Source organism: Desulfomonilaceae bacterium (assembly GCA_041662605.1).
GTDB lineage: Bacteria > Desulfobacterota > Desulfomonilia > Desulfomonilales > Desulfomonilaceae > CAJBEZ01.
Map to the genome: position 1 here is coordinate 39,144 of JBAZSD010000004.1, position 21,699 is coordinate 60,842.

A 21,699-nucleotide genomic window follows, 5' to 3' on the forward strand; every position below is an offset into this window, starting at 1 on the left:
GGATATCGTGGGTTGACACGATATATGAATTACATTATAGCAAATGTAATTTCAAATTGATGAGGTAATTTTCTCTGTAATGATGGAGAAGAGGGTCTTAACCATGCGAAATTTATTTAAATGTGGAGTATGGGTTATTTTTGGTCTCTGCGTGTCTTCTTTGGCGCACGGCCAGTATTATGACGACGCTAACTATCAGAACAGTCCATATAGTTATGGAGATTCTCAGGCGACGCCTCCGGCTTATTCCAACCAGAGGCCGGCCAATTCGCAGCAATATTACAACAACACAGCGCCAGCGCCCAACCTGCAATATGACTCGAGAGACGCTGAACGAATTTTGCGCGAACAGATGGAGCGCGCGTCGGAACCCGAAAGCCCGGCTCCCACGCAGCAACAACCGCAAATGTATGATGATTATTATGGACATCGCATGCACGATGAAGGACAAATCCAGAGAGTCATTGTCGAGGCCAAAAACATCGGTGGGCTTGTCAGGAACCGTAATGGAAAAGCCTTTATAATTATAGACAAGAGAAATTTTCAGTTTTATCTGTTTGATAGGGAAGGCAGGTTGCTACGCGTAGGACCAGTAGCGATCGGGAAGGGAAAAACCCGGGTTGGCGCTTTTGAAACACCTGTGGGAGTCTTTCCCATAAGAAGCAAAATTCCTGTCGCTGATTGGGTGAGGCCTGACTGGTATTTCATAGAGGAAGGCGAGCCTGTTCCAGCAAGATGGGAAGACCGTAGGGTTCCAGGGTTCTTCCGATACAAACTGGTGTTTGATGGCGCCAGATACATTCACTATGCTGAAGCTACAGGCGGCAGGTTGACCCATGGATGTCTTGGACTTGATTGGCAGGACGCCGAAGCTGTTTTTCACACGCTTAGCGTTGGCTCTTATTGTATAATTGCCGACCAGGGCCTCCTCGCCAGGCTGGCGCGTGGCGAATTCCCGTTGCCCAAGCCTGAAGCCAAACCGGCGGAACCGAAACAAGAACAGACTATCACGGCCAGAGTTGAGCCTTCTGAACCACAGTCCGTTGGAGTTTCCCAGACCGTGAGGGAAATTCAGCCCAAGCCTCTTTCAAATCTGTGGTGATATATCGATCCTGGTTTTTTGGTTATTAAACATCGTTGTCTTGAGCCGCATGAAATGGGTAGTCGCCGCATGACTTTTTATTCACGAATCATAGGATTTCCCGTCCTGCTGTGCGTCGCAGCGTTCTGCGCCTCCTGCCTCACTGCGTCGTTGCCCAAAAGCGCTCGACTGGATGATGCCCAGTCCAGTCCCGGAATGTCGGCCACGCTTCAGGGAGGAGCGGACAAAAGCGTTGTCGGGAAATGGGAGCTTTTGTACCAGCTCAACGATAAAGGAGAACGTCAGAATCCCAGGGATCAGACAAAAACTCAGATCGAATTCACCGACAATGGTCAGGTAGTCTTTAACCGATTCGATAATGAGCATTCCGATAACGTCAAAAGCAGGACAGGGAAATTCACTCTGGACAAGAATGAGATCAGTATTACCGATGACGCTGGAAACACAGTAAAGTGGCCCTTTCAGATCGCGTCGGATTCGTTGATTATCTCCATGCCAGAAGTCAACAAGAAATTCCACTGGAGAAGGATCAACTGAAAACACTACCCAAAATAATATGTTCGGTTTTGTTGTTAGTCGGGGTCTGCCTTTCGGTAGAGCCTACATTCGCTAAGGAAAAAACTGAAATTCTAAGATATGAAGTTTCATGGAATGGAAATCGGGCTGGACACGGCGATATCACTATGAAGACTGACTCCAAAATGATGAGTGTTACCGCTCAGGCTGTTTCGGACGGGGCGCTCAAGGCCTTACTCGAAATCTGGAGCCGGGTTCAGGCGACCTTTTCAGCCAGTACGTTCCTTCCTGAATCTTATCGTTTTCATCTGAAATCCAATCTGTTGCGCTCTGAAGTCGTAGACCTGGCTTTTGACCAGAAAAAAAAGACGGTCCATGTGAATAAGAGCAAAGCTGAAGGGGTGGAAAGTCATTCCGAAAAGTCTGGTGGCCTCCACGATCCCATAAGCGCCGTTTATTTGCTTCGCAATCAGAAAGACCTGGACAAGCCGCTTTTTGTAGATATTTACGATGGAAAGGACAAAGCCAGACTTTTCGTGTATCCGGAAGGGCCGGAAACCGTAAATGTTAAAGCGGGATGCCTTTCCGCTGTCCGTATGGCCCTGCGCCTTGAGCGTCTTGGACGCGAGCCCAAAGAAATCGCTAAGGGCAAGTTGTGGATCTCCAATGATGAAAATAGAATCCCCCTTCTTCTAACGTCTTCTCCAATAGTTGGCACAATCAGGTTTGAACTGGTTCATGCCCAGATGTAAAACCCGCCTCTCAAATCGCCTGTATTCTTCTTAGTCGTCATAATCCGCTGATGTGTAAGGAAAACTTGTTGAGCCAGGATCTTTCACAGCAAATATTTAGGGAGGTTCTGAGTCTTTGCGACGAGAGTTACCTTGTCGGCGGCGCTGTACGTGACCTTTTACTAGGCAGTCATACAGTGACGGACCTGGACTTCGCTGTTGAAGGAGACGGCTATGAAATAGCGCGCTCGCTGGCTAACCGCATGGGGGCATGTTCTTCTTTTGTGCCCCTGGATAAGGAACGACGCACGGGCAGGGTTGTAATACGCCATGACCATCAAAACGTAGTCGACATTTCCAGTATCAGAGGATCAGGAATCACCGAGGATCTCTATTCTCGTGACTTCACCATCAACGCCATGGCGATTCATCTTTGGGACGCAATCAATGGCCGACTTCCCTCCGGTGTTGTGGATCCTATGATGGGACGCCAGGATCTTCGAGACAGGATAATCCGGATCTGCACAGGTGGTTCGTTTCCTGATGATCCAATCAGAATGCTCAGGGCATTCAGGTTTGCTTTGTGTCTGGACTTCAGAATCAGCGAGGAAACCCGGGCAGGGATAGAGCAACACTCCAATCTGGTAAAGCTGGTATCAGGAGAACGAATCAGGGACGAATTCGCCATTATTCTGTCATACGGTCGATCCTCTCACGCTATTGGAGAAATGGCTTCATTATCTCTTATATCCGCCATTTTTCCGGAATTAGAAGCCACGATGGGATTTGAACAAAACGCTTTCCATCATCTGGATGTTTGGGGACATACGCTTGAAACTATTGCAAACCTCGAGCGGACTGTAGAACACCTTTCGGGAATTTTTGGATCCCTTTCCGTCCGGATTAAGGACTACCTTTTTGACGAGCCGGTTTCCGGGAGACCCAGAATCTGGCTGATGAAACTCGCCCTGCTTTTTCATGACTGCGGCAAACCTGGTTCTTTAACTGTAGGCCCTAACGGTCGTCGTCGGTTTATCGGACATGAAAAGTTTTCCAAGGCCCTTTGTATCGACGCAGGGAGCAGGATCAAGCTCGCGTCCAGGGAGCTTTCCGAGGTTTCGACCTGGGTTGAGGGCCACATGAGGACCTCTATCCTTACCAACGAGAACCTCTCACAGAGAGCCATTGTTAGACTTCATCAGAGATTTGGCCTGGATCTCATTGGTCTGGTCCTGATTTACCTTTCTGATCTATTTGCGGCCAAAGGACCGGCGAGGAAATCTGTTGATTTCGAGAGGGCTAAGGTCAGAGCCTACGAGACGATTGAGCTTGCGTTCAAGCATGAAAGCTCGCCGATCAAGCCCCTGTTGGATGGTTTTGCGATCATGGATGAATTTGGACTGGAACAGGGACCGCTCCTTGGAGCGATCATCAGATGGCTGGTAACAGAGCAAACTCTCGGTTCCATCAACGATAGAAGTCAAGCCGTTGACGCTGTTCGCCGCTATCTTGCCCATGGGTCGACAAAATTGGACAGCGGAGCTGAACGTGGAGTTTAAAAACGTAGACTTTTCAGTTTCGGATTTCCAATCCGCTAGAACAATTTTGGCGTCTAGCCCGAGTTTGTTTGGCAGTAAACACCACTCGTACCAGACGCCAAAAATAGAAGAAAAAGATTAAAGTTTTATATAATTAGATTCTGTAACTAACTATTCCTTGCCCAGCGACGCCCCAAGATTCTCCTTCAGAAGGTCGCCGAGATTAGAAGCTACCACATCCTGGCTACCGGCGTAGCCCTTCTGATCATAGTCAGCCGTCCTCTCGAGACTCTTGATCGATAGCGCTATCTTCTTGTCTTTCTTGTTGACCTTCAACACAACAGCGGTTAGTTCAGCTCCCTCTTTTGTGAAATCGTGGGGTGAACTGACCCTTTCTTTGGAGAGTTCGGAGACGTGAATCATCCCCTCGATACCCTCTTCTATTTCAAGGAATACTCCAAAATCCGTTATGGACGAAACCTTGCCGGCAACCTTGGCCCCAGGAGGATATCTGTCGGGAACGGTTTCCCATGGATCTTCCTGCATCTGTTTGATCCCAAGGGAAAAACGCTCGTTTTCTTTATCAATATTGAGCACGACAGCCTGAACTGTTTGCCCTTTCTTGTACAACTCTCCCGGGTGTTTGATCCGCTGTGTCCAGGATATGTCGGAAATATGAACCAAGCCATCAATACCTTCATCAATTCCGACAAAGACTCCAAAATCGGTCACATTTCGGATTTTACCCTCAATCTTTGTACCTTCAGGATAACGTTCGGCTATTACATCCCATGGATTGGACCGTAACTGTTTCATCCCCAGTGAGATTCTTTTCTGTTCCTTATCCACATTCAGGACTATGACATCAACGTCTTCACCGATATGGACCATTTTCGAAGGATGACGCGGTTTCTTGGTCCAGGCCATTTCTGAAACATGAACAAGTCCTTCGACACCTTGCTCCAGTTCAATGAAAACACCGTAATCCGTAATGCTGACAACCTTACCGGACCATTTGGAGCCGATAGGATAACTCTGGTCAACGGTTTCCCACGGATCAGGGACCAATTGTTTAAGTCCCAGCGACACTCTTTCCTTGTCACTGTCGAACTTCAACACCTTGACCTTGATCTCGTCTCCAACCTTGATCATGTCAGCCGGATGGTTGATACGACCCCAGGACATATCGGTTATATGAAGCAGCCCGTCAATCCCGCCGAGATCAACAAAGGCGCCGTAATCGGTAATGTTTTTTACCACGCCCGTAAAGATTTCTCCGCTTTCGAGAGCAGTAGAGATAAAGTCTTTACGCTGGTCTCGAGACTTATCGAGAAGCGGTCTTCTGGAGAGCACTATGTTCCCGCGCTTACGGTTATACTTAAGAACATTGAATTCGAATGTCTCACCAATGTATTTGTCGAAATTACGGACGGGTTTTAGATCGATCTGGGAACCTGGAAGGAACGCCGGGACACCGATATCCACCTGCATGCCGCCTTTTACGCGAGCTACGACTTTGCCGAGAATCGTCTTTTCAGTTTCACATATCTGAGCTATCTCATCCCAAATTTTGATCTTGTCAGCCTTGGTCTTAGAGATTCTTACCCCACCAGAGTCGCCCATGTCTTCAAGAAAGACTTCGACCTCATCCCCCACTGAGACAGTCAGATCGCCTTCAGCGTTCGTAAACTGGTCGATGGGTATTTGTCCTTCAGATTTAGACCCGACGTCAATCATAATGCTCTCGGGTGTGATCTGTACGATAACACCCTTGACTATCTGGCCTTCCTGGGCTTTGTGAAAACTGCTTTCGACAAGTTCAGCGAAATTTTCTTCTTTAGTGTTATCCTGCCCCTCTTCTTCGTTAGTTAAGTTGTCAATAGATTGGGTTTCCAAGTTTTCCATCCAGTAAGCACCCCCAGACTCTTTTGTCCGCCTTCGGTATTTCAACTAAGCTGAGTAATCGATTATTCATATACCATCTGTGACATTGTTACAAGAAAAAGTTGTCGCAACGGAGTTTTTTTCTCTATCATCCTCAAATCTCGCCATCTTTGGGGAACCGTTTCTCTCTTATGCGCTCCAACATGAATGACACAACCTCATCAGGCGCCAGCCGCGTTGTGTCAAGAATTACGGCGTCCGAAGCAGGGACCATCGGCGCTACACTTCTGGTTTCATCCCTATAATCCCGAGCGCGCATTTCAGACAAAACCTGCGAGTAATAGATGCTCTCGCCCTTTTCCACCAGTTCCGAGTATCGTCGCTTCGCTCTTTCTTCAGGGTCCGCAGTCAAGAAAAATTTTACCTGGGCAAAGGGAAACACTATCGCTCCCATGTCTCGGCCCTCAGCCACAATGTTGCGTTCGCTCGCGACAGACCGTTGTAACCCAAGGAGGGCTTTGCGAGCTTCCGCTTTGGCTGAAAATTTTGACGCCGCCACCCCTATTTCTTCTGATCGAATCTCCGCGCTGATATCCTCACCGTCAAGAAAAAGCTTCATGCCTCCGGAAATCGGCTGAATCGAAATCCTGATCGAACTCAGCGTGCCTTCTGATATGCAATCACATTCCGGGGACACCTTTCGTCTCAGGAGGGCCAGGGCTAAGGCCCGGTACAACGCCCCACTGTCCAGCATAAAGAAGCCGAGACACTCAGCCAGCTTACGCGCTATGGTGGTCTTTCCCGCTCCGGCTGGACCGTCTATTGCGATAACGAATCCAGATTGATTGCCAATCCTGTCCCTATTTATTGTCATTCCACTTCATCATCCGAATTGGTCCGTTCTTTCATCATTAATCCGGTCGCTCAAGAGATCGTCACTCAACCTCGTGTCACCATTTTCAGGGCGTCAATAAACTTCATGTTCTGTTCTTCAAGTCCGACTGTGACACGTATGTGGTCAGGAAGCCCAAAGCTCTTTAAATGCCTCACGATAACCCCTTCCTTCAGGAGAGCGGCGTAGACTTCCCCGGCGTTCAAATTCGGCTTGAAAGCTATGAAGTTAGCCTGGGAAGGGATAGGCTCAAATCCCAAAGAGGCAAGTCTTTCATGCAGAAATCTTTTACCTGATAAGTTCAGTTGACGAGACTTCCTGATGTGATCATCGTCCCCAAGGGCCGCCCGTGCGGCTTCCTGCGCCAAAAGATTAACATTGAATGGGGCTCTCACTTTGTTCAACAATTCAATCAGCCATGTGTGGGCTACGCCATAACCGATTCTCATGCCTGCAAGTCCGTATATTTTTGAGAAAGTCCTTAAAACGATCAGGTTGTCGAAACGTGAAAGATAATCAAGACCTGACGGATATTCTTCGGCGTCAACGTATTCATAATAGGCTTCATCGAGCGCTAGAAGCGCATTTACTTTTTTCGTCTCGCTTAGAAGTTCCTCTAGCTCTGAACGGCTGATGACGGTTCCCGTAGGACTATGCGGATTCGACACGAATACCAGTCGAGTCCTTGAGTTTAAAGCCCGAATCGTAGCGCTTATGTCGGGTCGAAACTTTTTCAATGGGACTAAAACCGATTTACCTCCGAAGAGTCTAGTCACTATCTTGTACATTGAGAAAGCGTTTTCCGGCATTACTACTTCATCTTCGACACTGACAAAAACATGAGACAACATCTGCATGATCTCATCGGAACCATTTCCGAGAGCAAAATGATCCGGATCGAGATCGTATCTGGAGGCTAACGCTCTTCGAAGTTCAGGACAGGATGATTCCGGATATATGTTGGCCATCCCCAGATTTTTAACAATCGCGTCAACCGCCTTGGGAGACGGTCCCAAAGGATTCTCATTCGAGGCCAGCTTGATGGCTCCGGAGATCCCAAGCTCACGCTCCACTTCCGCTATAGGTTTGCCGGGAATGTATTCAGGGATTGACAGGATATGAGGCAATACTTTCGAGATCGCCCACTCCGGTATGCTGTAACTCATAACTCCAGGAACCTCTCTTGATCGTCGTGCGGTAGAAACTGCGAGGCCGGCCGCCGAACATGCGGGGAATGACTTTTATAGCTTTTGCGGCGCCACAGGTCAACCCCATGTTGGACACGGATGAATTCAAAGAAACATCTGGGCAAAAATCATTTTTCTTGACAAGGAGACTCAAAGTTACTAGCGTTAATATATCAAATAAAACAGCTTTTTATAATGAAAACATCATCTAAAACATATACAAAGCTCGTTACCTTAAGTTTCGTAATCGCGCTCGAGATCTCTATGATCCCAAGCGCTATGCCTTATTCCGCTTCACCGCCGGCGCCCAAGTTCCCTTCTACAGTAGAACTACCCGTAATTGTGGGGCAATTTGAACATAAAAGACAGGCCCCTGCCCCTGATCATTCCGAGCGCTACCTGCCCTACACGCTGAATCATGGTCTCCGCATGGCCTTGCCGGCGCCGATGCGCAACAACTTCGATTTTGACGCGGGGTTTGATAAGTGGAAAGGTCTCCCAACATTTAAAATGGACTGTTTTATACCGGTCAAGGCCTGGCCCGACAAGAGCGTGTTCTTCGCTCCCCGGGCGCTTCTTACCGGTAATAAAGAGAGCTACGCGATCGGAGCCGGCATACGGCAACTAGTCACATCTGAAGTTATGGTGGGGTTTCACTCGTTCTATGATTGGACCCGGCCGAGGCGATTGGCGGATGATTTCCTGCGTGAGGCCGGAGTAGGAATTGAATTCTCCGCTTTGCCCGGTAGGTATTCGGACCTGACTTTGTCGGCTAACGCCTATTTCCCCGTTAACAGCCGTGAGGAAATTGGAAAAGATGGAGTGTCGCTTTTTCAGGAAAGCCTGCCAAGTGGAGCCGACGCGAGGATCAGCTTCCTGCTCCCTCCCATTGTTTCCTGGCTTGACTTTCGTCTGAACGCCTCCGCTCATCGTTATGCGGGACAAGCGTCGGATCGCTCCGGTTACCAGGCTGCGTTATCTGTCAACTCCAGGGATGGCATGTTCAATTTGCGCCTCGAACAGGGCAATGACAGCCGCTGGGGCCGGCATTACAACGTGACTGCCGGGTTGCGGGTAGATTTTGACTGGAACTCCATTATCGAAGCCAAGAATCCATTTTCAGCTCCCTACAAGTATTCAGAGACCAGGTATAACCGCAAAGTAAGAAACAGTCTTGTTTCAAGAGTTAACAGAAAATATGACTTGCCGGAGGACCGTTATGAGCGAAGAAGCACGTTGATGGCCTCGGTTATGGGAGAAACAGTTACCTTCACCGGCGGTTTCCCGAATTTGCCCTATTCCTCCCTCACCGTCCAAATTTCTCAAAGTCCATGGCGAGATTTGTCGGAGGTGCTCACTGACGACAAAGGAGTCTATTACGGCGCCATTTCCTTACCGCCAGGAGTTTGCAGAATACGTCTCCTCCATAAACCCAGTGGAAGGGTTACGGAACCAAAAACCGTCGTAATTTCGGATCCGGAGTTTTCATCAGAATCAGAGCGTTCTTCTGGAGCCAATGATCTCTAGCCATTCCCGCTATATTCCGGGAGCCGCTTACATATTTCTCCGATATTGACCGCCTGCTTTATAAAGGGTTTGGGTGATTTCTCCCAAAGAACAGTGTCTGACCGCCTCCATTAGTCCCTCAAATATGTTTCCGTCAGACTGGGCCACCCTTTGTAGCTTTTCCAGGGCCTGAGCCGATTCATACTTGTTACGGTCCTTGAAATCGGCCAGTCTTTCCAACTGGGATTTCTTTTCTTCTTCGGTCCCTCTGGCCAACTCTATCCCCAATTGCTCGAGGAAGTTGCCTTGAGGATTCAGGAATGTGTTCACTCCAATAATCGGATACTCACCCGTCGTCTTCATGGTTTCATAATAGAGGGACTCATCCTGAATCTTTGTCCTCTGGTAACCGGTTTCCATGGCCCCCAGGACTCCACCACGCTGCGAAATGCGGTCGAATTCGGCTAACACGGCTTCCTCAACCATATCCGTGAGTTCCTCGAGAATGAAAGAACCCTGATTCATGTTGTCTACTCTCGAGAGCCCCCACTCCTTGTTGATTATCATCTGAATCGCAAGGGCTCGTCTAACCGATTCCTCACTCGGTGTCGTTATAGCCTCGTCATAGGAGTTAGTATGCAGGGAGTTGCAGTTATCGTAAATGGCTATAAGAGCCTGGAGCGTCGTCCTGATGTCGTTGAACTGAATCTCCTGAGCATGTAGAGAACGCCCACTCGTTTGAATATGATATTTCAACTTTTGGGAACGTTCATTGCCCCGATATTTGTCTCGAACGGCTATAGACCATATTCGACGGGCTACTCTGCCTATGACGCTGTATTCCGGCTCCAGACCATTAGAGAAGAAGAAGCTTAGATTTGGAGCAAAGTCGTCAATATTCATCCCTCGAGACAAATAGTATTCAACATAGGTGAAACCATCAGCCAGTGTTAGCGCTAGCTGAGTTATTGGATTCGCTCCCGCCTCGGCTATGTGATAGCCGGAAATGGACACTGAATAAAAGTTGCCGACATTGTTGCGAATGAAATATTCCTGAATGTCACCCATCATTCTCAAAGAAAAGTCGGTAGAAAAGATGCAACTGTTTTGACCCTGGTCTTCTTTGAGTATGTCAGCCTGAACGGTTCCTCTTATGTTGCTCAAAACCTCGGACTTTGCCCTGAGAACAACCTCGGGAGTGGGCTCTGAACCGGTCTGCTCTCTTATTGGATCCAGCTTCTGATCAATGGCCGCATTGAAGAACATTGCCAGCATTATGGGGGCCGGTCCGTTGATGGTCATGGAAACCGATGTGTTGGGGGCCGTAAGGTCAAAACCGGAATAAAGAATTTTTACATCATCAAGTGTACAGATCGAAACTCCTGATGTGCCGATTTTGCCGTAGATGTCCGGCCTCTCCTCAGGATCCTGTCCATACAGTGTGACTGAATCGAAGGCGGTAGAAAGTCTCTTGGCGGGGCTACCGGCGGAAAGATACTTGAACCTTTTGTTAGTCCGGAATGGATCTCCTTCACCAGCGAACATTCGTGTCGGATCTTCGTCTTGCCTCTTGAACGGGAAGACGCCGGCGGTGAACGGAAACATGCCTGGTAGATTTTCCTTGAGTCGCCATCTCAATAACTGTCCTGGATCTTCATATTTTGGAAGAGCTATCCGTGGGAGAAGCGTACCACTCAAGGTTTTGATTTTTAGCTTTATTGGGAGTTTTTTCCCTCTAACAGTGAAAACAAAATCGTCCCCAGAATAAGCCTCCTTGATGTCCTCCCATTCCCCAACGAGCCTCAAGGCTCGCGGATCAAGCTGTTTCTCTATTTCTTCCTGGAGTTTTTTAATTTTAACAAACGCTTCAGATTCTTCATTGACGTTCGAGTTTCGCAGTTCCTTTTCTACACCGTCCAAACGCCACAGTCGCCTTATCAGCTCCTCCTGTTCAGTTCCCCATGAGTGATACCGTCGTACGGAGTTGGCGATCTCAGAGAGATAACCGGATCGCTCCGACGGAATGATTATGGTTCTCGATGAAGGTTTCCGATCCCGCCGGGCCGTCATGGAAGTCTTCCAATCAACGCCGGTCTTACCATTTATCGCTTCCACTATTCCCACGTACAGGGAACTGACCCCGTCATCGTTGAAACGGGACGCTATAGATCCGTATACAGGGAGATCCTCAAGACCGGTCTGGAAGCTGAGGCGGTTTCTCTGGACCTGTTTTCTAACGTCATGCAAAGCGTCTTCTGATCCGTGCCGGTCGAACTTGTTGATGGCTATCAAATCAGCGAAATCGAGCATATCGATCTTTTCCAACTGACTTTGCGCCCCAAACTCGGATGTCATGACGTAAAGGGACACATCGACCAGAGGGACTATCGCTGCGTCGCCCTGCCCTATTCCGGCTGTTTCAACAATTATGAAATCAAATCCCGCGGCCTTCAGAACTTCTATGGCCTCTTCCATATGGGCAGGCACTTCGAAACCCTGATTTCTGGTAGCCATGGATCTGTAATAAACTCGATCCGTATGGATAGAGTTCATTCTGATCCTGTCTCCCAGCAAGGCTCCGCCTGTTTTTCTCCGGGTAGGATCTACGGATATCACCCCTACGGTTTTGTCCGTTTGATCGTTTAAGAAACGTAATATGATTTCATCCGTTAATGATGATTTTCCGGCCCCTCCCGTTCCAGTTATCCCCAGGACAGGTACTTTCCTGCCGTAGGACTTTTCCTGCAATTGTGACCGGATGTCCGCAAGGTCACTATTGCCGGTTTCCTTTGCGACCTCCACCGTCGAAATCAATCTTGCAATCGCTTTCCAGTTCGTGGGAGTCAAGTCAGAAATATCGCCACTGAGACTACCGTCTGAAACAGGGAAATCCGAAGTTTGAAGAAAGGAATTTATGATACCCTGCAATCCAGCAGTTCGTCCGTCCTCAGGACTGAATATCTTGGTGACTCCGTATGATTCAAGTTCCGCAATCTCTTCAGGGACGATTACGCCACCGCCACCGCCGAACACCTTTATCTGCGTACTTTCATGTTCACGCAGAAGATCAACGATGTATTTGAAGAATTCGACGTGGCCACCCTGATAAGAGCTGACCCCTATCGCCTGAACATCTTCCTGAACGGCGGCGCTCACAATTTCGGAAACCGATCTGTTATGCCCGAGATGGATAACTTCAGCGCCTGAAGCCTGAAGAATTCGACGCATGATATTGATTGCGGCGTCATGTCCGTCAAAGAGGGAAGCGGCTGTGACAATCCTGATACGGTTCACTGGCTGGTAAGGCGCAGACGAAGGATTCATACTGAACTCCGACAAGTAATATTTTTCGGACCTCTGTCCGGTTTATTTACATATGTGTTTGCGTATGAATTCGGCTGGGGCGTCGATGTCGGAACCACCGAGGAATACTCCTGCCACGCCCATTTGTTTAAGTCCCTGGATGTGCGTTTCGGTATTACACCACTGCAGCCATGATATTCGAAGGCGAACCCAAATTCAACTATTATAGAATGAGCTAGGGTTATATGGTATCCTGAGACTACCGAAGCGCTCAGTTGATAATGATCCTAACATATCCAATGGTATCACCATAAAAATTACCATTATATAACAGCAGATTAAAGGTATAAAATTAATTAAAAGTTAATATTGGACATCCCATTAACTTGTTGACAGTAATTTAACATAGTGATAATCTTAGTCATTCAATTTAATTTATTATTAGCTCCGCTAATAATGTAAATCAGCCTGGTCAAAACTCGACCAATTTGTGGGTCTGGTATGAAGTCCAATAGGTTTGTCGCTCTTTTTTTCTTCGTCCTATCATCTCTTTATCTTCTGCCACCTGACGCGTTCGCTTATTACATGAGGGCGCTTATACCCCTTGGTAAGGGTCACAGCCTACCGGGGTACATTTTCCTTCCTCAACATAAAATCCGTGAGCCGCTTCCCGCTGTTATCGCTGGAGTCGGCGTAGGCGCCACGAAAATTTATCAATATCATGATCATTGCCAGAATCTTGCCAATAGGAATTTTGCGGTGATTCTGATCGACCCGTCAAACTATCCCGAGGACTTGGCGCCCGGTCCATGGACATGGGATCACGGCGCCGGATATCTTCTGGGGAGTTTCAACCAGGGCTTTGTCGGAGCCAAACTGGCGGTGAGTAAAGAATGGTATCTTAAATCCTTTGAAGCCGCCATTAACTACATGTGCTCCTGGCCAATCGTAGACAGTGGAAAGATTGCGTTGAGCGGGTTCTCTCAGGCGGCGAACGCTGTGTTGAGCGTCGCAAGCGCGGACCCTCGGGTGAAAGCTGTAGTGTGGAACTACGGCGGATGGCCCTGGATTATGCCCTACGAGCCATACAAGTTGCCCCCGGTGGAAATTTTTCATGGAGAAAAAGATGACGTTTACAATGTAAAATACGCCAAAGAACTGGCCTGGAATCTCAAAACGAATATGCGGCCGTTTGAATTGAATATCTATCCGTGTCAGGGTCACATGTTCAATATCGTTTACGACTTGAAAACTGAAAATCGCTACATGAAGCCCGTGCTGCTGGACGCTTTTGAAAGAATGGTGGCGTTTCTGAAACGAACTCTGGAAGTCAGGGAAGGTTCACATGCGGGGGCGTTGCGGGCCCGCAGATAATGGGCCCGCGATGATAGGATATAATTTCAGTATGTCAGGACTTCCTCACCTTCCACTTTGATCCATTCCTGGGATAACGCATTAAGAGCCTTTGAATTGTCATCCACGGCCAGAACCAGCGTTGGCGTTTTCAACACAGCGTATGCGCCCTGAAGATAGTACATGTCTTCCAGATTTACTTCGGCAAGTTTGAGCGACCTTAAAATCGCGTTGAGCCCACCGGGATGCTGAGGAACCTGAACAACTATTCTGTCTTTAATAGTTACGGAAAATCCTGAGGATTCAAATATATTCTGAGCCCTGGAAGGGTCATTGGTGACAAGACTCAAATTCCCCTCGGAACCTGAAATATTTAGGCTGAGTCCCAAGGTATAAATGCCGTTCGAACTCAATAGTTCAATAATGTTTGACAGAGACCCAGGTTTGTTGGGAATCCGGATAGCGATCTCTCTGACCGTTTTCATAAAAACCTCCAACCTATATAAGCCGTCAAAGATATTTTTGTTCCAAGCTTTTCAGGCCTTTCGAATGAAATCAGAGCCTACGCTTACAGCCTTCTGATTTGTATCGATCAGCTTCTGTTTTTTACCTTCCAGAACAGTTTCAATTGCTACAGATATGGATTTCTCCGAGACTATGTCTGTCGTCGCCCTAACAACTCCCAGCATCACCATGTTAAGAGAACGGTCCGATCCCATTTCATGGGCAAGAGTGTTGGCCGGCACTTTAACTACGTTTATGTCCTCCCGAGCCGGAGCCTCAGTTATGAGGTCCGAATTCAGGAACATGGTTCCCCCGGATTTTATCATATTCTGATACTTGATCATCGAAGGATAGTTCATTGCGACCACGAACTCGGGCGAAGACGCTATGGGTGAGGCTATCTCTTCATCCGAAACAACAACCGTGCAATTCGCCGTGCCTCCTCGAACTTCCGCTCCATACGCAGGCAGAAAAGTGACATGCTTGTCTTCCTTCATACCCGCGACGGCGAGCACATATCCCATCATGAGCACGCCCTGACCACCAAACCCTGAAAAAACTATCTTAAGCGACATCTTTGATTACCTTAATCGGGAATATTTTCGTCATGGTCTCATCAACCCAGCGAGCAGCTTCCGTAGGAGACATTTTCCAGTTTGTGGGACAAGGTGAAAGCACTTCGACAAGGGCGAAGCCTTTGTCTTCGAGTTGAACTTCAAACGCTTTTCTTATGGCTTTCTTTGTTTTGATTATCCCCTTGGGATTAGAGACCGTCGTTCTCTCGATGTATGCGCTGCCGGCCGCCAACCCCAGCATCCCGCTCAAGTCCAGAGGGTATCCGTCACGAACTGGTAGTCTTCCGCCTGGAGTTGTAGTAGTCACCTGTCCCGGTATGGTAGTGGGGGCCATTTGCCCGCCAGTCATCCCGTAAACGGCGTTATTTACAAATATGGCCGTAATGCGTTCACCACGATTAGCGGCGTGGATGGTTTCCGCTGTTCCTATGGCGGCGATGTCGCCATCACCCTGGTAAGTGAAAATTACACGATCCTTGAGAATTCTCTTCAGACCGGTAGCGACCGCGGCCGCTCTTCCATGTGGGGCTTCGCACATGTCCACATCAAAATAGTTGTATGCGAGGACTGCGCAACCTGCCGGCGGAACCCCGATTGTCTTATCCTTGATACCCAGTTCATCTATCACTTCCGCTACAAGCCTGTGAATAACGCTGTGACCACAGCCCGGACAGTAATGGAACGGGTTGTCTTTTAAAGAGTCTGGTCTTGAGAATATTTTCTTCACTTTGCCCTCTCCCTTTCAGGGTCTCGGCCTGCAAGAGGCAAAACCCTCTTGTTGACACGAAGGGATTGCTTCCGATTAAATTCCGGCGGCGTGATACGCGCTCGATAAAATGGACGCTACTTCCTCCGGAGTCGAAACGACTCCACCCGGTCGTCCGTAAAACGAGACTTGCCGTCGTCCTTCCACAGCGAGGCGAACATCTTCAACCATTTGTCCCGCGCTCATCTCGAAAACCAGAAACTGGCGAACACGGTCGCAAAGAGTTATGAGTCCTTTCGATGGGAACGGCCAAAGAGTCTTGGGTCTGTACAGGCCCACTTTCATGCCCGACTCTCTCACCCTGTGGACGGCTCCTTTGGCTATCCTCGCCGCTGTTCCATAGGCCACGATGACAAGCTCAGCGTCGTCCGTAAGGTACATTTCCTGGTCCGGCACGCTGTCTGAAATCATGTCGTATTTACGCATAAGCCGCCAGTTAAGCTCTTCTTCTTTGGGAGGATCAAGCAGTAGCGACAGTATTATACGGCTGCCCCTACCTTTGGAGCCGTTCACGACCCATTCCTTCCTTGGTAAGGATAGAGGATCTATCGGTTCCGGGAATACCACGGGCTCCATCATTTGCCCCATCATCCCATCGCCAAGAATCATGACAGGCGTTCTGTAATAGTCTGCCAGTTCAAAGGCCCGCCGAGTCATATCGGCGATTTCCTGACCGTAGGCTGGAGCTAGCGTAATAACTCGATAATCGCCGTGTCCACCGCCCCGGGTGGCCTGAAAATAGTCCCCTTGCGCAGGAGCTATGTTACCCAGACCCGGTCCACCTCTCATCATATTGACTATGACGGCCGGAAGCTCCATAGCGGCCAGGTAGGATATGCCCTCCTGTTTAAGGCTGATCCCCGGACTCGAAGATGATGTCATTACTCTAGCGCCCGCAGCGGCGGCTCCGATGACCATGTTTATTGACGCCAGTTCACTTTCCGCCTGTATAAAGACGGCGTCATCCAATTTTGCGAACTTGGAAGACATGTACTCCGGCAATTCGTTTTGCGGTGTAATGGGATAACCGAAGTATGCTCTACAACCGGCCCTTATCGCTGCTTCCCCGAGCACATGGGTGCCGCGCATGAGAGTCTTACCGGACATTCTTAGTTCCTCTCAATCAGTTTCGTCTTTCGATTTCTGCTTCTCCTCGCGATAAACCTCGATCGCGATGTCCGGGCACGTAATTGCGCACAAAGCGCAACCTGTGCATTCAATTTTCTCGGTATCGTCGATGTCTTCTTCGAGGAAAGTCGCGGGATAATAGCCTTTGGTATTTAACGTAGGAGAAATTTCGATCTTTTTCTTGGGGCACACGGTAATGCATAAACCGCAGCCCTTGCAGCGTTCCCGATCAATTCGAATACGGCCTTTCACGCTAGTTACTCCGGTAGAGAAAAGTAAAAAAGTAATCTATAACCCTGTAAGCACGCTGTCAATAGAAAATCCCGCTATGAAATTCCGCCGGATTTCCCGCGCCAAGCCAATTAATCTCACGATCTATATTCTTTCCATCTCCTGGCGTCTAAAGTCAATACTGGCGTCCTGATACCCCTTTATGCCATAATTCATCCAGCGAGCTTATTTCGAAACATTTTGAGAAAAGCGTTTTCCATCTCGCAATTTTCCGACGTGTGAAGATCCCATGCCTCGCTTTGATGGTCTGCGCCATCTGGGACAAAAGAAACATGAACCGCGCCGGTAACAAAAAAGAACCAATATCTTCAACACTGTCCCAAACGCGGCCAGGGACAGCGCAAGCCAACAAAAACAGGACTCGATCCACAACCGTCGACGTTCCGGATAAATCTTCCGTTTACCCTGTCAATCCTGTTTCAGGCGCCTTCCTGAAATGGCTCAGAAAGCACGCCGATGAAATAAAAAGCGAATGGGCCCACAGACTTTCAACACTTTCCGGTTCTTATGTTGAAACCACATTGGATGAATTGGCCGGCACTGTGTCAGGGGCATTCGAGGGCAACTTTGAGTATCTGTCCTCCGGTCGTCTTGATCAGATACAGCAATTCATCGACTATATCACTGAGAAGCGACTACAGGCCGGGTTTGCGCTTTCAGACGTTCAAAAGGCCTTCGAACTTTTCCGCGTCATCGTGACCGCTCGTCTCAAATCTGAACGCCGTTTAACCCTTTTGGCCGAATCTGTAGCCTCCATCAACGGGTGTCTTTCATACACAATTCACAAATTTTCAGACCATTACCAACATATGCACGAACTTTCCATCACTGAACACGCCCGAAACCTGGAGCAGGCCATAAGCGTCAGAACTGCTGAACTGGCGGCCAGTGAGAGACGCTACAAGACTCTGGTTGAAGGGATAAACGACGGCTATTTCGTTATTCAGGATCAAAGAATCATCTTCGCCAACCGGGCTTTCTGTTCCATGCATAGAGCGCCCCTGAAAAAAACGCTTGGCAGACTCTTCCTTGATTTCGTCGCTCCAGAATCGCGCGAGAATCTTCTGAAAGCTTACGGTGAAATCATGAATGGGGAATCAGGACCCGGCCCGGTTCAATATCTTCTTGCAAAAGAACCTGTCGAACACTCGTATCGCGAAGTCAGGGCAAGATTGGCGGACCTTGGCGTCGGGCCGGTCATCATCGGCATTTGTCGCGATATTAGTGAACGAGTGTCAATGGAAGCCAAGGTACGAGAGCATGAACAAATGGCGTACGTTGGGCGACTCTCCGCTTCCCTGTCGCACGAAATAAGGAATCCTCTGTCCTCAATAAAGATGAACCTCCAGATACTTGAAAGAAAACTCGAACTGGATGGCTATGATCGCAGACGTCTTGAAATTACGGTTCATGAGGTTTCGAGACTCGAGGATATTCTGAGGCAATTACTCGACACCGCCCGTCCTCTGACTCTTAACAAAGCGCCTGGGGACGTGACATCAATCGCAAGGAGATGCGTTGAACTGCTTGAACCAAAAGCCCAGGAAAAAAGTCTCAGGATAATTGAGCGCCATTCAAAAGGCATCCCAACGACAGAACTGGACTCGGCAAAAATTGAACAGGCTGTGATAAACCTTTTGCTCAACGCGATTGACGCCGCCCCTTACGGGGGCCGTGTTTCCATATGGACGAAACTGGTGGAAGGCAATGAGTTCCCGTCCCTGGAACTTGGCGTTAGAGACAACGGCCCGGAGATCCCGCCTGATCAGGCTCGACAATTGTTCACGCCTTTTAGCACGAGCAAAACTCACGGAAGCGGACTGGGACTGAGCAACGTCAAGCGTATCGTTGAAGCCCATTCCGGCGCGATCGAAGCGCGCAGCCGTAAGGGTCAGGGAGCGACGTTCCTTATCAAGTTGCCGATACTAACCCGGAGTTAATATTTGCCAGGTAAACGGCAATTATTTGCCGGATGTGGGAAGAACCTTACCAGTCTCCTGCTCCTGACTCGCCTGCTAAAAATTTCCCCGACTCGGCTTTTATCCATGAATTCAAACCTCTCAGGCTCTCCGCCACATTCCGGCGCCTATTAGGCATAGAGTTTGCTCTTGGCGTTACATCGTCAACCGTCTTTCCAGGTGGTAAACGCGGAATCCCCTCGTTTCACCAGCCACGAAGCAAACATGATTGCCTGACGTTCCTTCAGACAACCCACACACAACAGGAGGAAAGAAACATGGCGGCATTGGAAGCCGGACAAGAATTTGACCTGGTAACTGAGCTTCTTGGAAATCATCCGCGTATCAATGGGGATAAAATCGCCATTTACTGCGGAGACTGCAATATTACCTACAGGGAGTTGGACGAGAACATAAACAGATTCGTAAATGTTCTAAGAGACCTGGGTGTCGCGCCTAAGGATCGGGTCATGATCGTCGCCCCTGATTCGCCGAAGTTCATCTACGCTTTTTTGGGCGCTATAAAACTGGGGGCGTGGCCGGTTCCTGTAAACACCATGTTGACGGAAGATGACTACATCTACCTCCTCAAAGACAGCGCAGCGCGTTTGCTGGTTACCACTTCGGACAGCCTCGTCGCCAGTGTGGAAACTGGGGCTTCCTCCACCAAAAAGCTTTTTCTCGACAACGGTTTTGACCCGACCTTCGCTTCGGCCTCACCCCACGCCGACCCATATCTAACAAAACCTGATGACATCGCTTTTTGGCTCTATAGTTCAGGCAGCACTGGAAGACCTAAAGGCACACCGCATAAACAGACCTCTCTGCTTTTCACGGCGGACAATTACGCCAAGAATATCCTGAATATCTCTTCAGAAGATGTGTGTTTTTCCGTCAGCAAACTGTTTTTCGCTTACGGGCTAGGAAACAGCGTTTCATTCCCATTCAGATTCGGGGCGTCTAGCGTGCTCCTGTCCGACAGGCCTTCACCCGAGAAAGTGCTTGAGACGCTTACGAAATTCAGGCCCAGCGTGTTTTTTGGGGTGCCGACACAATATAATTCCCTATTGAAAAAAATGAACGGCGCCAAATTCGGTTGGGTGCGTCTCTGCGCCTCCGCCGGCGAAGCGCTTCCACCCGAAGTCTTCAAGAAGTGGAAGGAAAAAACCGGTTTAGAAATCCTCGACGGCATCGGCTCCACGGAAACGCTTCACATTTTCATTTCGAACCGGCCAGGCGCAACCCGAGCCGGCACATCCGGCAGGCTGGTTCCTGGATATGAGGCCAAAATAGTCGATGATGACGGCCAGGAGTGTCCTCCTGGGGATACCGGCCATCTCCTGATCAGAGGAGCGAGCGTCACCCCTGGATACTGGAACAGACCTGAAGAAAACGCGGACCGGATGCTCGCCGATGGGTGGTTCAGGACAGGTGACATGTATAGTGGAATGGACGGATATTTCACCTATCAGGGGAGAGGAGACGACATGCTGAAAGCCGGAGGATTATGGGTGTCGCCTATGGAGATAGAGCACATCCTGCTGGAGCATGAAGCCGTCAATGAATGCGCTGTAGTGGGTCACGAGATTGAAGGTCTTGTAAAACCTTTCGCTTATGTGACACTGAACGAGGGATGGGATCAGAGCATTGAAAACAATCTGGTCCAAGCTCTTTTGGATTTTCTGTCGCCCAGATTGCCAAAGTTCAAGCGTCCATGGGGAATACGTTTTGTCGATGATTTACCCAAAACAGCCACCGGCAAGATACAGAGGTTCAAGCTCCGTGGGCCCAACAAATAGTGCTTTCCGCAATTTTTCAGAGGGATCGATCAGGGCTGTTCCGATGGGTCGTTTTGCGAGGGGTCCAATGACTTGACCCAGTATTCCAGGTCAGTCTTGAACAAAGGATTTTTTGTCAGCCTGACAGACATCGTGAAAAGATCTATGGCCCTGGATGTGAGGCCGAGGTCCAGATAAGCGGCGCCGGTCATCAACACCGACCCGGCCTTTTCAGGAAACAGCTCTATTGAGGCCACGTATTTGACGGGGCTGTTTCTGGGGGAGACGACCCTGATTATATCCCCCGTATAAAAGGCGTAACCAAACAGAGGAGCAATATCATCGGCCTTGCTCCAATCCGAGACCGCTTCATAGACGTGGCCGCTTCGCATAAAGGCTGCGCCCCGGTTGATAAGGGCTTCGTAGGTTTGCGGCCTTCTCGCGAGATATGAGCTGAAAGACCGGATTGCCAAATCATCCTGACCGGTATCCATCGCCACAATGCCCCGCGCAAATTCATCAGCGATAGCGGCGTCACTCCAGATCAGCAGCGACAGGCCTAGAATAAGAGCGACCAGAGTGGTATTCTTAAAGCGTCTAACCATTGAGATGACTCGCTAACCACGTGAACAGCGTTCGTCGGGCGTTCGAAGTTTAATAAATTAGACTTCAAATGACAATGAACAG

At 49.0% G+C, this 21,699-nt stretch carries 18 protein-coding genes; 8 read left to right on the forward strand and 10 right to left on the reverse strand.

All coding sequences use genetic code 11. The annotated features are described in order from the left end of the window. Window positions 1-103 precede the first annotated feature (103 nt). The 4 genes from WC647_04535 (at window position 104) to WC647_04550 (ending at window position 3,908) form a co-directional block, all read left to right on the forward strand. Window positions 104-1,102, forward strand: coding sequence for a L,D-transpeptidase (locus tag WC647_04535; protein ID MFA6221559.1), 999 nt, complete (start codon window positions 104-106; stop codon window positions 1,100-1,102). Window positions 1,103-1,171: 69 nt separating this feature from the next. Then, window positions 1,172-1,639 (forward strand): lipocalin family protein, encoded by a 468-nt coding sequence (locus WC647_04540; protein ID MFA6221560.1) that lies wholly within the window; start codon window positions 1,172-1,174, stop codon window positions 1,637-1,639. Then, window positions 1,555-2,370, forward strand: a complete 816-nt coding sequence (locus tag WC647_04545) for a DUF3108 domain-containing protein (protein ID MFA6221561.1) — start codon at window positions 1,555-1,557, stop codon at window positions 2,368-2,370. The genes WC647_04540 and WC647_04545 overlap by 85 nt, the downstream gene beginning before the upstream one ends. Before the next feature lie 68 nt (window positions 2,371-2,438). After that, window positions 2,439-3,908 (forward strand): hypothetical protein, encoded by a 1,470-nt coding sequence (locus WC647_04550; GenBank protein MFA6221562.1) that lies wholly within the window; start codon window positions 2,439-2,441, stop codon window positions 3,906-3,908. A 150-nt stretch (window positions 3,909-4,058) separates the two neighbouring features. Here WC647_04550 and WC647_04555 read toward each other — a convergent pair whose 3' ends face one another. The 3 genes from WC647_04555 to hisC form a co-directional block, all read right to left on the reverse strand. Then, window positions 4,059-5,792 (reverse strand): 30S ribosomal protein S1, encoded by a 1,734-nt coding sequence (locus WC647_04555; GenBank protein ID MFA6221563.1) that lies wholly within the window; start codon window positions 5,790-5,792, stop codon window positions 4,059-4,061. Between the two features lie 133 nt (window positions 5,793-5,925). Beyond that, window positions 5,926-6,645 carry a (d)CMP kinase gene (gene cmk / locus WC647_04560; protein MFA6221564.1) on the reverse strand — a complete coding sequence of 240 codons (720 nt, stop codon included), beginning with the start codon at window positions 6,643-6,645 and terminating at the stop codon, window positions 5,926-5,928. 65 nt (window positions 6,646-6,710) lie between these two features. Continuing rightward, window positions 6,711-7,829, reverse strand: coding sequence for a histidinol-phosphate transaminase (gene hisC / locus WC647_04565; GenBank protein MFA6221565.1), 1,119 nt, complete (start codon window positions 7,827-7,829; stop codon window positions 6,711-6,713). Between the two features lie 285 nt (window positions 7,830-8,114). Between hisC and WC647_04570 the strand changes: the two genes are divergently transcribed. Continuing rightward, window positions 8,115-9,377, forward strand: a complete 1,263-nt coding sequence (locus tag WC647_04570; GenBank protein ID MFA6221566.1) for an inverse autotransporter beta domain-containing protein — start codon at window positions 8,115-8,117, stop codon at window positions 9,375-9,377. A 27-nt stretch (window positions 9,378-9,404) separates the two neighbouring features. Here WC647_04570 and icmF read toward each other — a convergent pair whose 3' ends face one another. Continuing rightward, window positions 9,405-12,680, reverse strand: a complete 3,276-nt coding sequence (gene icmF, locus WC647_04575; protein MFA6221567.1) for a fused isobutyryl-CoA mutase/GTPase IcmF — start codon at window positions 12,678-12,680, stop codon at window positions 9,405-9,407. A gap of 480 nt (window positions 12,681-13,160) precedes the next feature. On the opposite strand from icmF, the gene WC647_04580 reads away from it, so the two are divergent. Next, window positions 13,161-14,033 carry a dienelactone hydrolase family protein gene (locus WC647_04580; protein ID MFA6221568.1) on the forward strand — a complete coding sequence of 291 codons (873 nt, stop codon included), beginning with the start codon at window positions 13,161-13,163 and terminating at the stop codon, window positions 14,031-14,033. Between the two features lie 26 nt (window positions 14,034-14,059). Here WC647_04580 and WC647_04585 read toward each other — a convergent pair whose 3' ends face one another. From WC647_04585 to WC647_04605, 5 genes are all read right to left on the reverse strand, one after another. After that, a complete protein-coding gene (locus tag WC647_04585) occupies window positions 14,060-14,497 on the reverse strand; it encodes a hypothetical protein (GenBank protein MFA6221569.1) in 438 nt (145 codons plus the stop codon). A gap of 51 nt (window positions 14,498-14,548) precedes the next feature. Beyond that, complete coding sequence (locus tag WC647_04590) at window positions 14,549-15,091, reverse strand: 2-oxoacid:acceptor oxidoreductase family protein (GenBank protein MFA6221570.1); 543 nt, start codon at window positions 15,089-15,091, stop codon at window positions 14,549-14,551. Continuing rightward, window positions 15,081-15,818: a thiamine pyrophosphate-dependent enzyme gene (locus WC647_04595; protein ID MFA6221571.1), complete on the reverse strand. Its 738-nt coding sequence runs from the start codon at window positions 15,816-15,818 to the stop codon at window positions 15,081-15,083. Before WC647_04595 ends, WC647_04590 begins: the two co-directional genes overlap by 11 nt. 75 nt (window positions 15,819-15,893) lie before the next feature. Further along, window positions 15,894-16,964 (reverse strand): 3-methyl-2-oxobutanoate dehydrogenase subunit VorB, encoded by a 1,071-nt coding sequence (locus WC647_04600; GenBank protein ID MFA6221572.1) that lies wholly within the window; start codon window positions 16,962-16,964, stop codon window positions 15,894-15,896. A 12-nt stretch (window positions 16,965-16,976) separates the two neighbouring features. After that, window positions 16,977-17,237 (reverse strand): ferredoxin family protein, encoded by a 261-nt coding sequence (locus tag WC647_04605; GenBank protein ID MFA6221573.1) that lies wholly within the window; start codon window positions 17,235-17,237, stop codon window positions 16,977-16,979. 311 nt (window positions 17,238-17,548) lie between these two features. Between WC647_04605 and WC647_04610 the strand changes: the two genes are divergently transcribed. Both WC647_04610 and WC647_04615 read left to right on the forward strand, forming a co-directional pair. Then, window positions 17,549-19,216, forward strand: coding sequence for an ATP-binding protein (locus WC647_04610; GenBank protein ID MFA6221574.1), 1,668 nt, complete (start codon window positions 17,549-17,551; stop codon window positions 19,214-19,216). A gap of 296 nt (window positions 19,217-19,512) precedes the next feature. Next, the gene (locus WC647_04615; protein ID MFA6221575.1) at window positions 19,513-21,033 is read left to right on the forward strand and encodes a benzoate-CoA ligase family protein; all 1,521 of its coding nucleotides are present in this window, start codon (window positions 19,513-19,515) and stop codon (window positions 21,031-21,033) included. A gap of 29 nt (window positions 21,034-21,062) precedes the next feature. On the opposite strand, the gene WC647_04620 is transcribed toward WC647_04615, so the two are convergent. Further along, entirely contained in the window at window positions 21,063-21,617 is a 555-nt protein-coding gene (locus WC647_04620) for a hypothetical protein (protein MFA6221576.1), read from the reverse strand. Window positions 21,618-21,699: the final 82 nt, after the last annotated feature.

What these genes read in the sequence shown, in the direction of transcription:
- WC647_04580 (MFA6221568.1), top strand. Translation starts at nt 13,161, where the DNA reads ATGAAGTCCAATAGGTTTGTCGCTCTTTTTTTCTTCGTCCTATCATCT.
- icmF (MFA6221567.1), bottom strand. Translation starts at nt 12,680, where the DNA reads ATGAATCCTTCGTCTGCGCCTTACCAGCCAGTGAACCGTATCAGGATT.
- WC647_04535 (MFA6221559.1), top strand. Translation starts at nt 104, where the DNA reads ATGCGAAATTTATTTAAATGTGGAGTATGGGTTATTTTTGGTCTCTGC.
- WC647_04615 (MFA6221575.1), top strand. Translation starts at nt 19,513, where the DNA reads ATGGCGGCATTGGAAGCCGGACAAGAATTTGACCTGGTAACTGAGCTT.
- WC647_04540 (MFA6221560.1), top strand. Translation starts at nt 1,172, where the DNA reads ATGACTTTTTATTCACGAATCATAGGATTTCCCGTCCTGCTGTGCGTC.
- WC647_04585 (MFA6221569.1), bottom strand. Translation starts at nt 14,497, where the DNA reads ATGAAAACGGTCAGAGAGATCGCTATCCGGATTCCCAACAAACCTGGG.
- WC647_04600 (MFA6221572.1), bottom strand. Translation starts at nt 16,964, where the DNA reads ATGTCCGGTAAGACTCTCATGCGCGGCACCCATGTGCTCGGGGAAGCA.
- WC647_04620 (MFA6221576.1), bottom strand. Translation starts at nt 21,617, where the DNA reads ATGGTTAGACGCTTTAAGAATACCACTCTGGTCGCTCTTATTCTAGGC.
- WC647_04570 (MFA6221566.1), top strand. Translation starts at nt 8,115, where the DNA reads ATGATCCCAAGCGCTATGCCTTATTCCGCTTCACCGCCGGCGCCCAAG.
- hisC (MFA6221565.1), bottom strand. Translation starts at nt 7,829, where the DNA reads ATGAGTTACAGCATACCGGAGTGGGCGATCTCGAAAGTATTGCCTCAT.
- WC647_04610 (MFA6221574.1), top strand. Translation starts at nt 17,549, where the DNA reads ATGAACCGCGCCGGTAACAAAAAAGAACCAATATCTTCAACACTGTCC.
- cmk (MFA6221564.1), bottom strand. Translation starts at nt 6,645, where the DNA reads ATGACAATAAATAGGGACAGGATTGGCAATCAATCTGGATTCGTTATC.
- WC647_04590 (MFA6221570.1), bottom strand. Translation starts at nt 15,091, where the DNA reads ATGTCGCTTAAGATAGTTTTTTCAGGGTTTGGTGGTCAGGGCGTGCTC.
- WC647_04555 (MFA6221563.1), bottom strand. Translation starts at nt 5,792, where the DNA reads ATGGAAAACTTGGAAACCCAATCTATTGACAACTTAACTAACGAAGAA.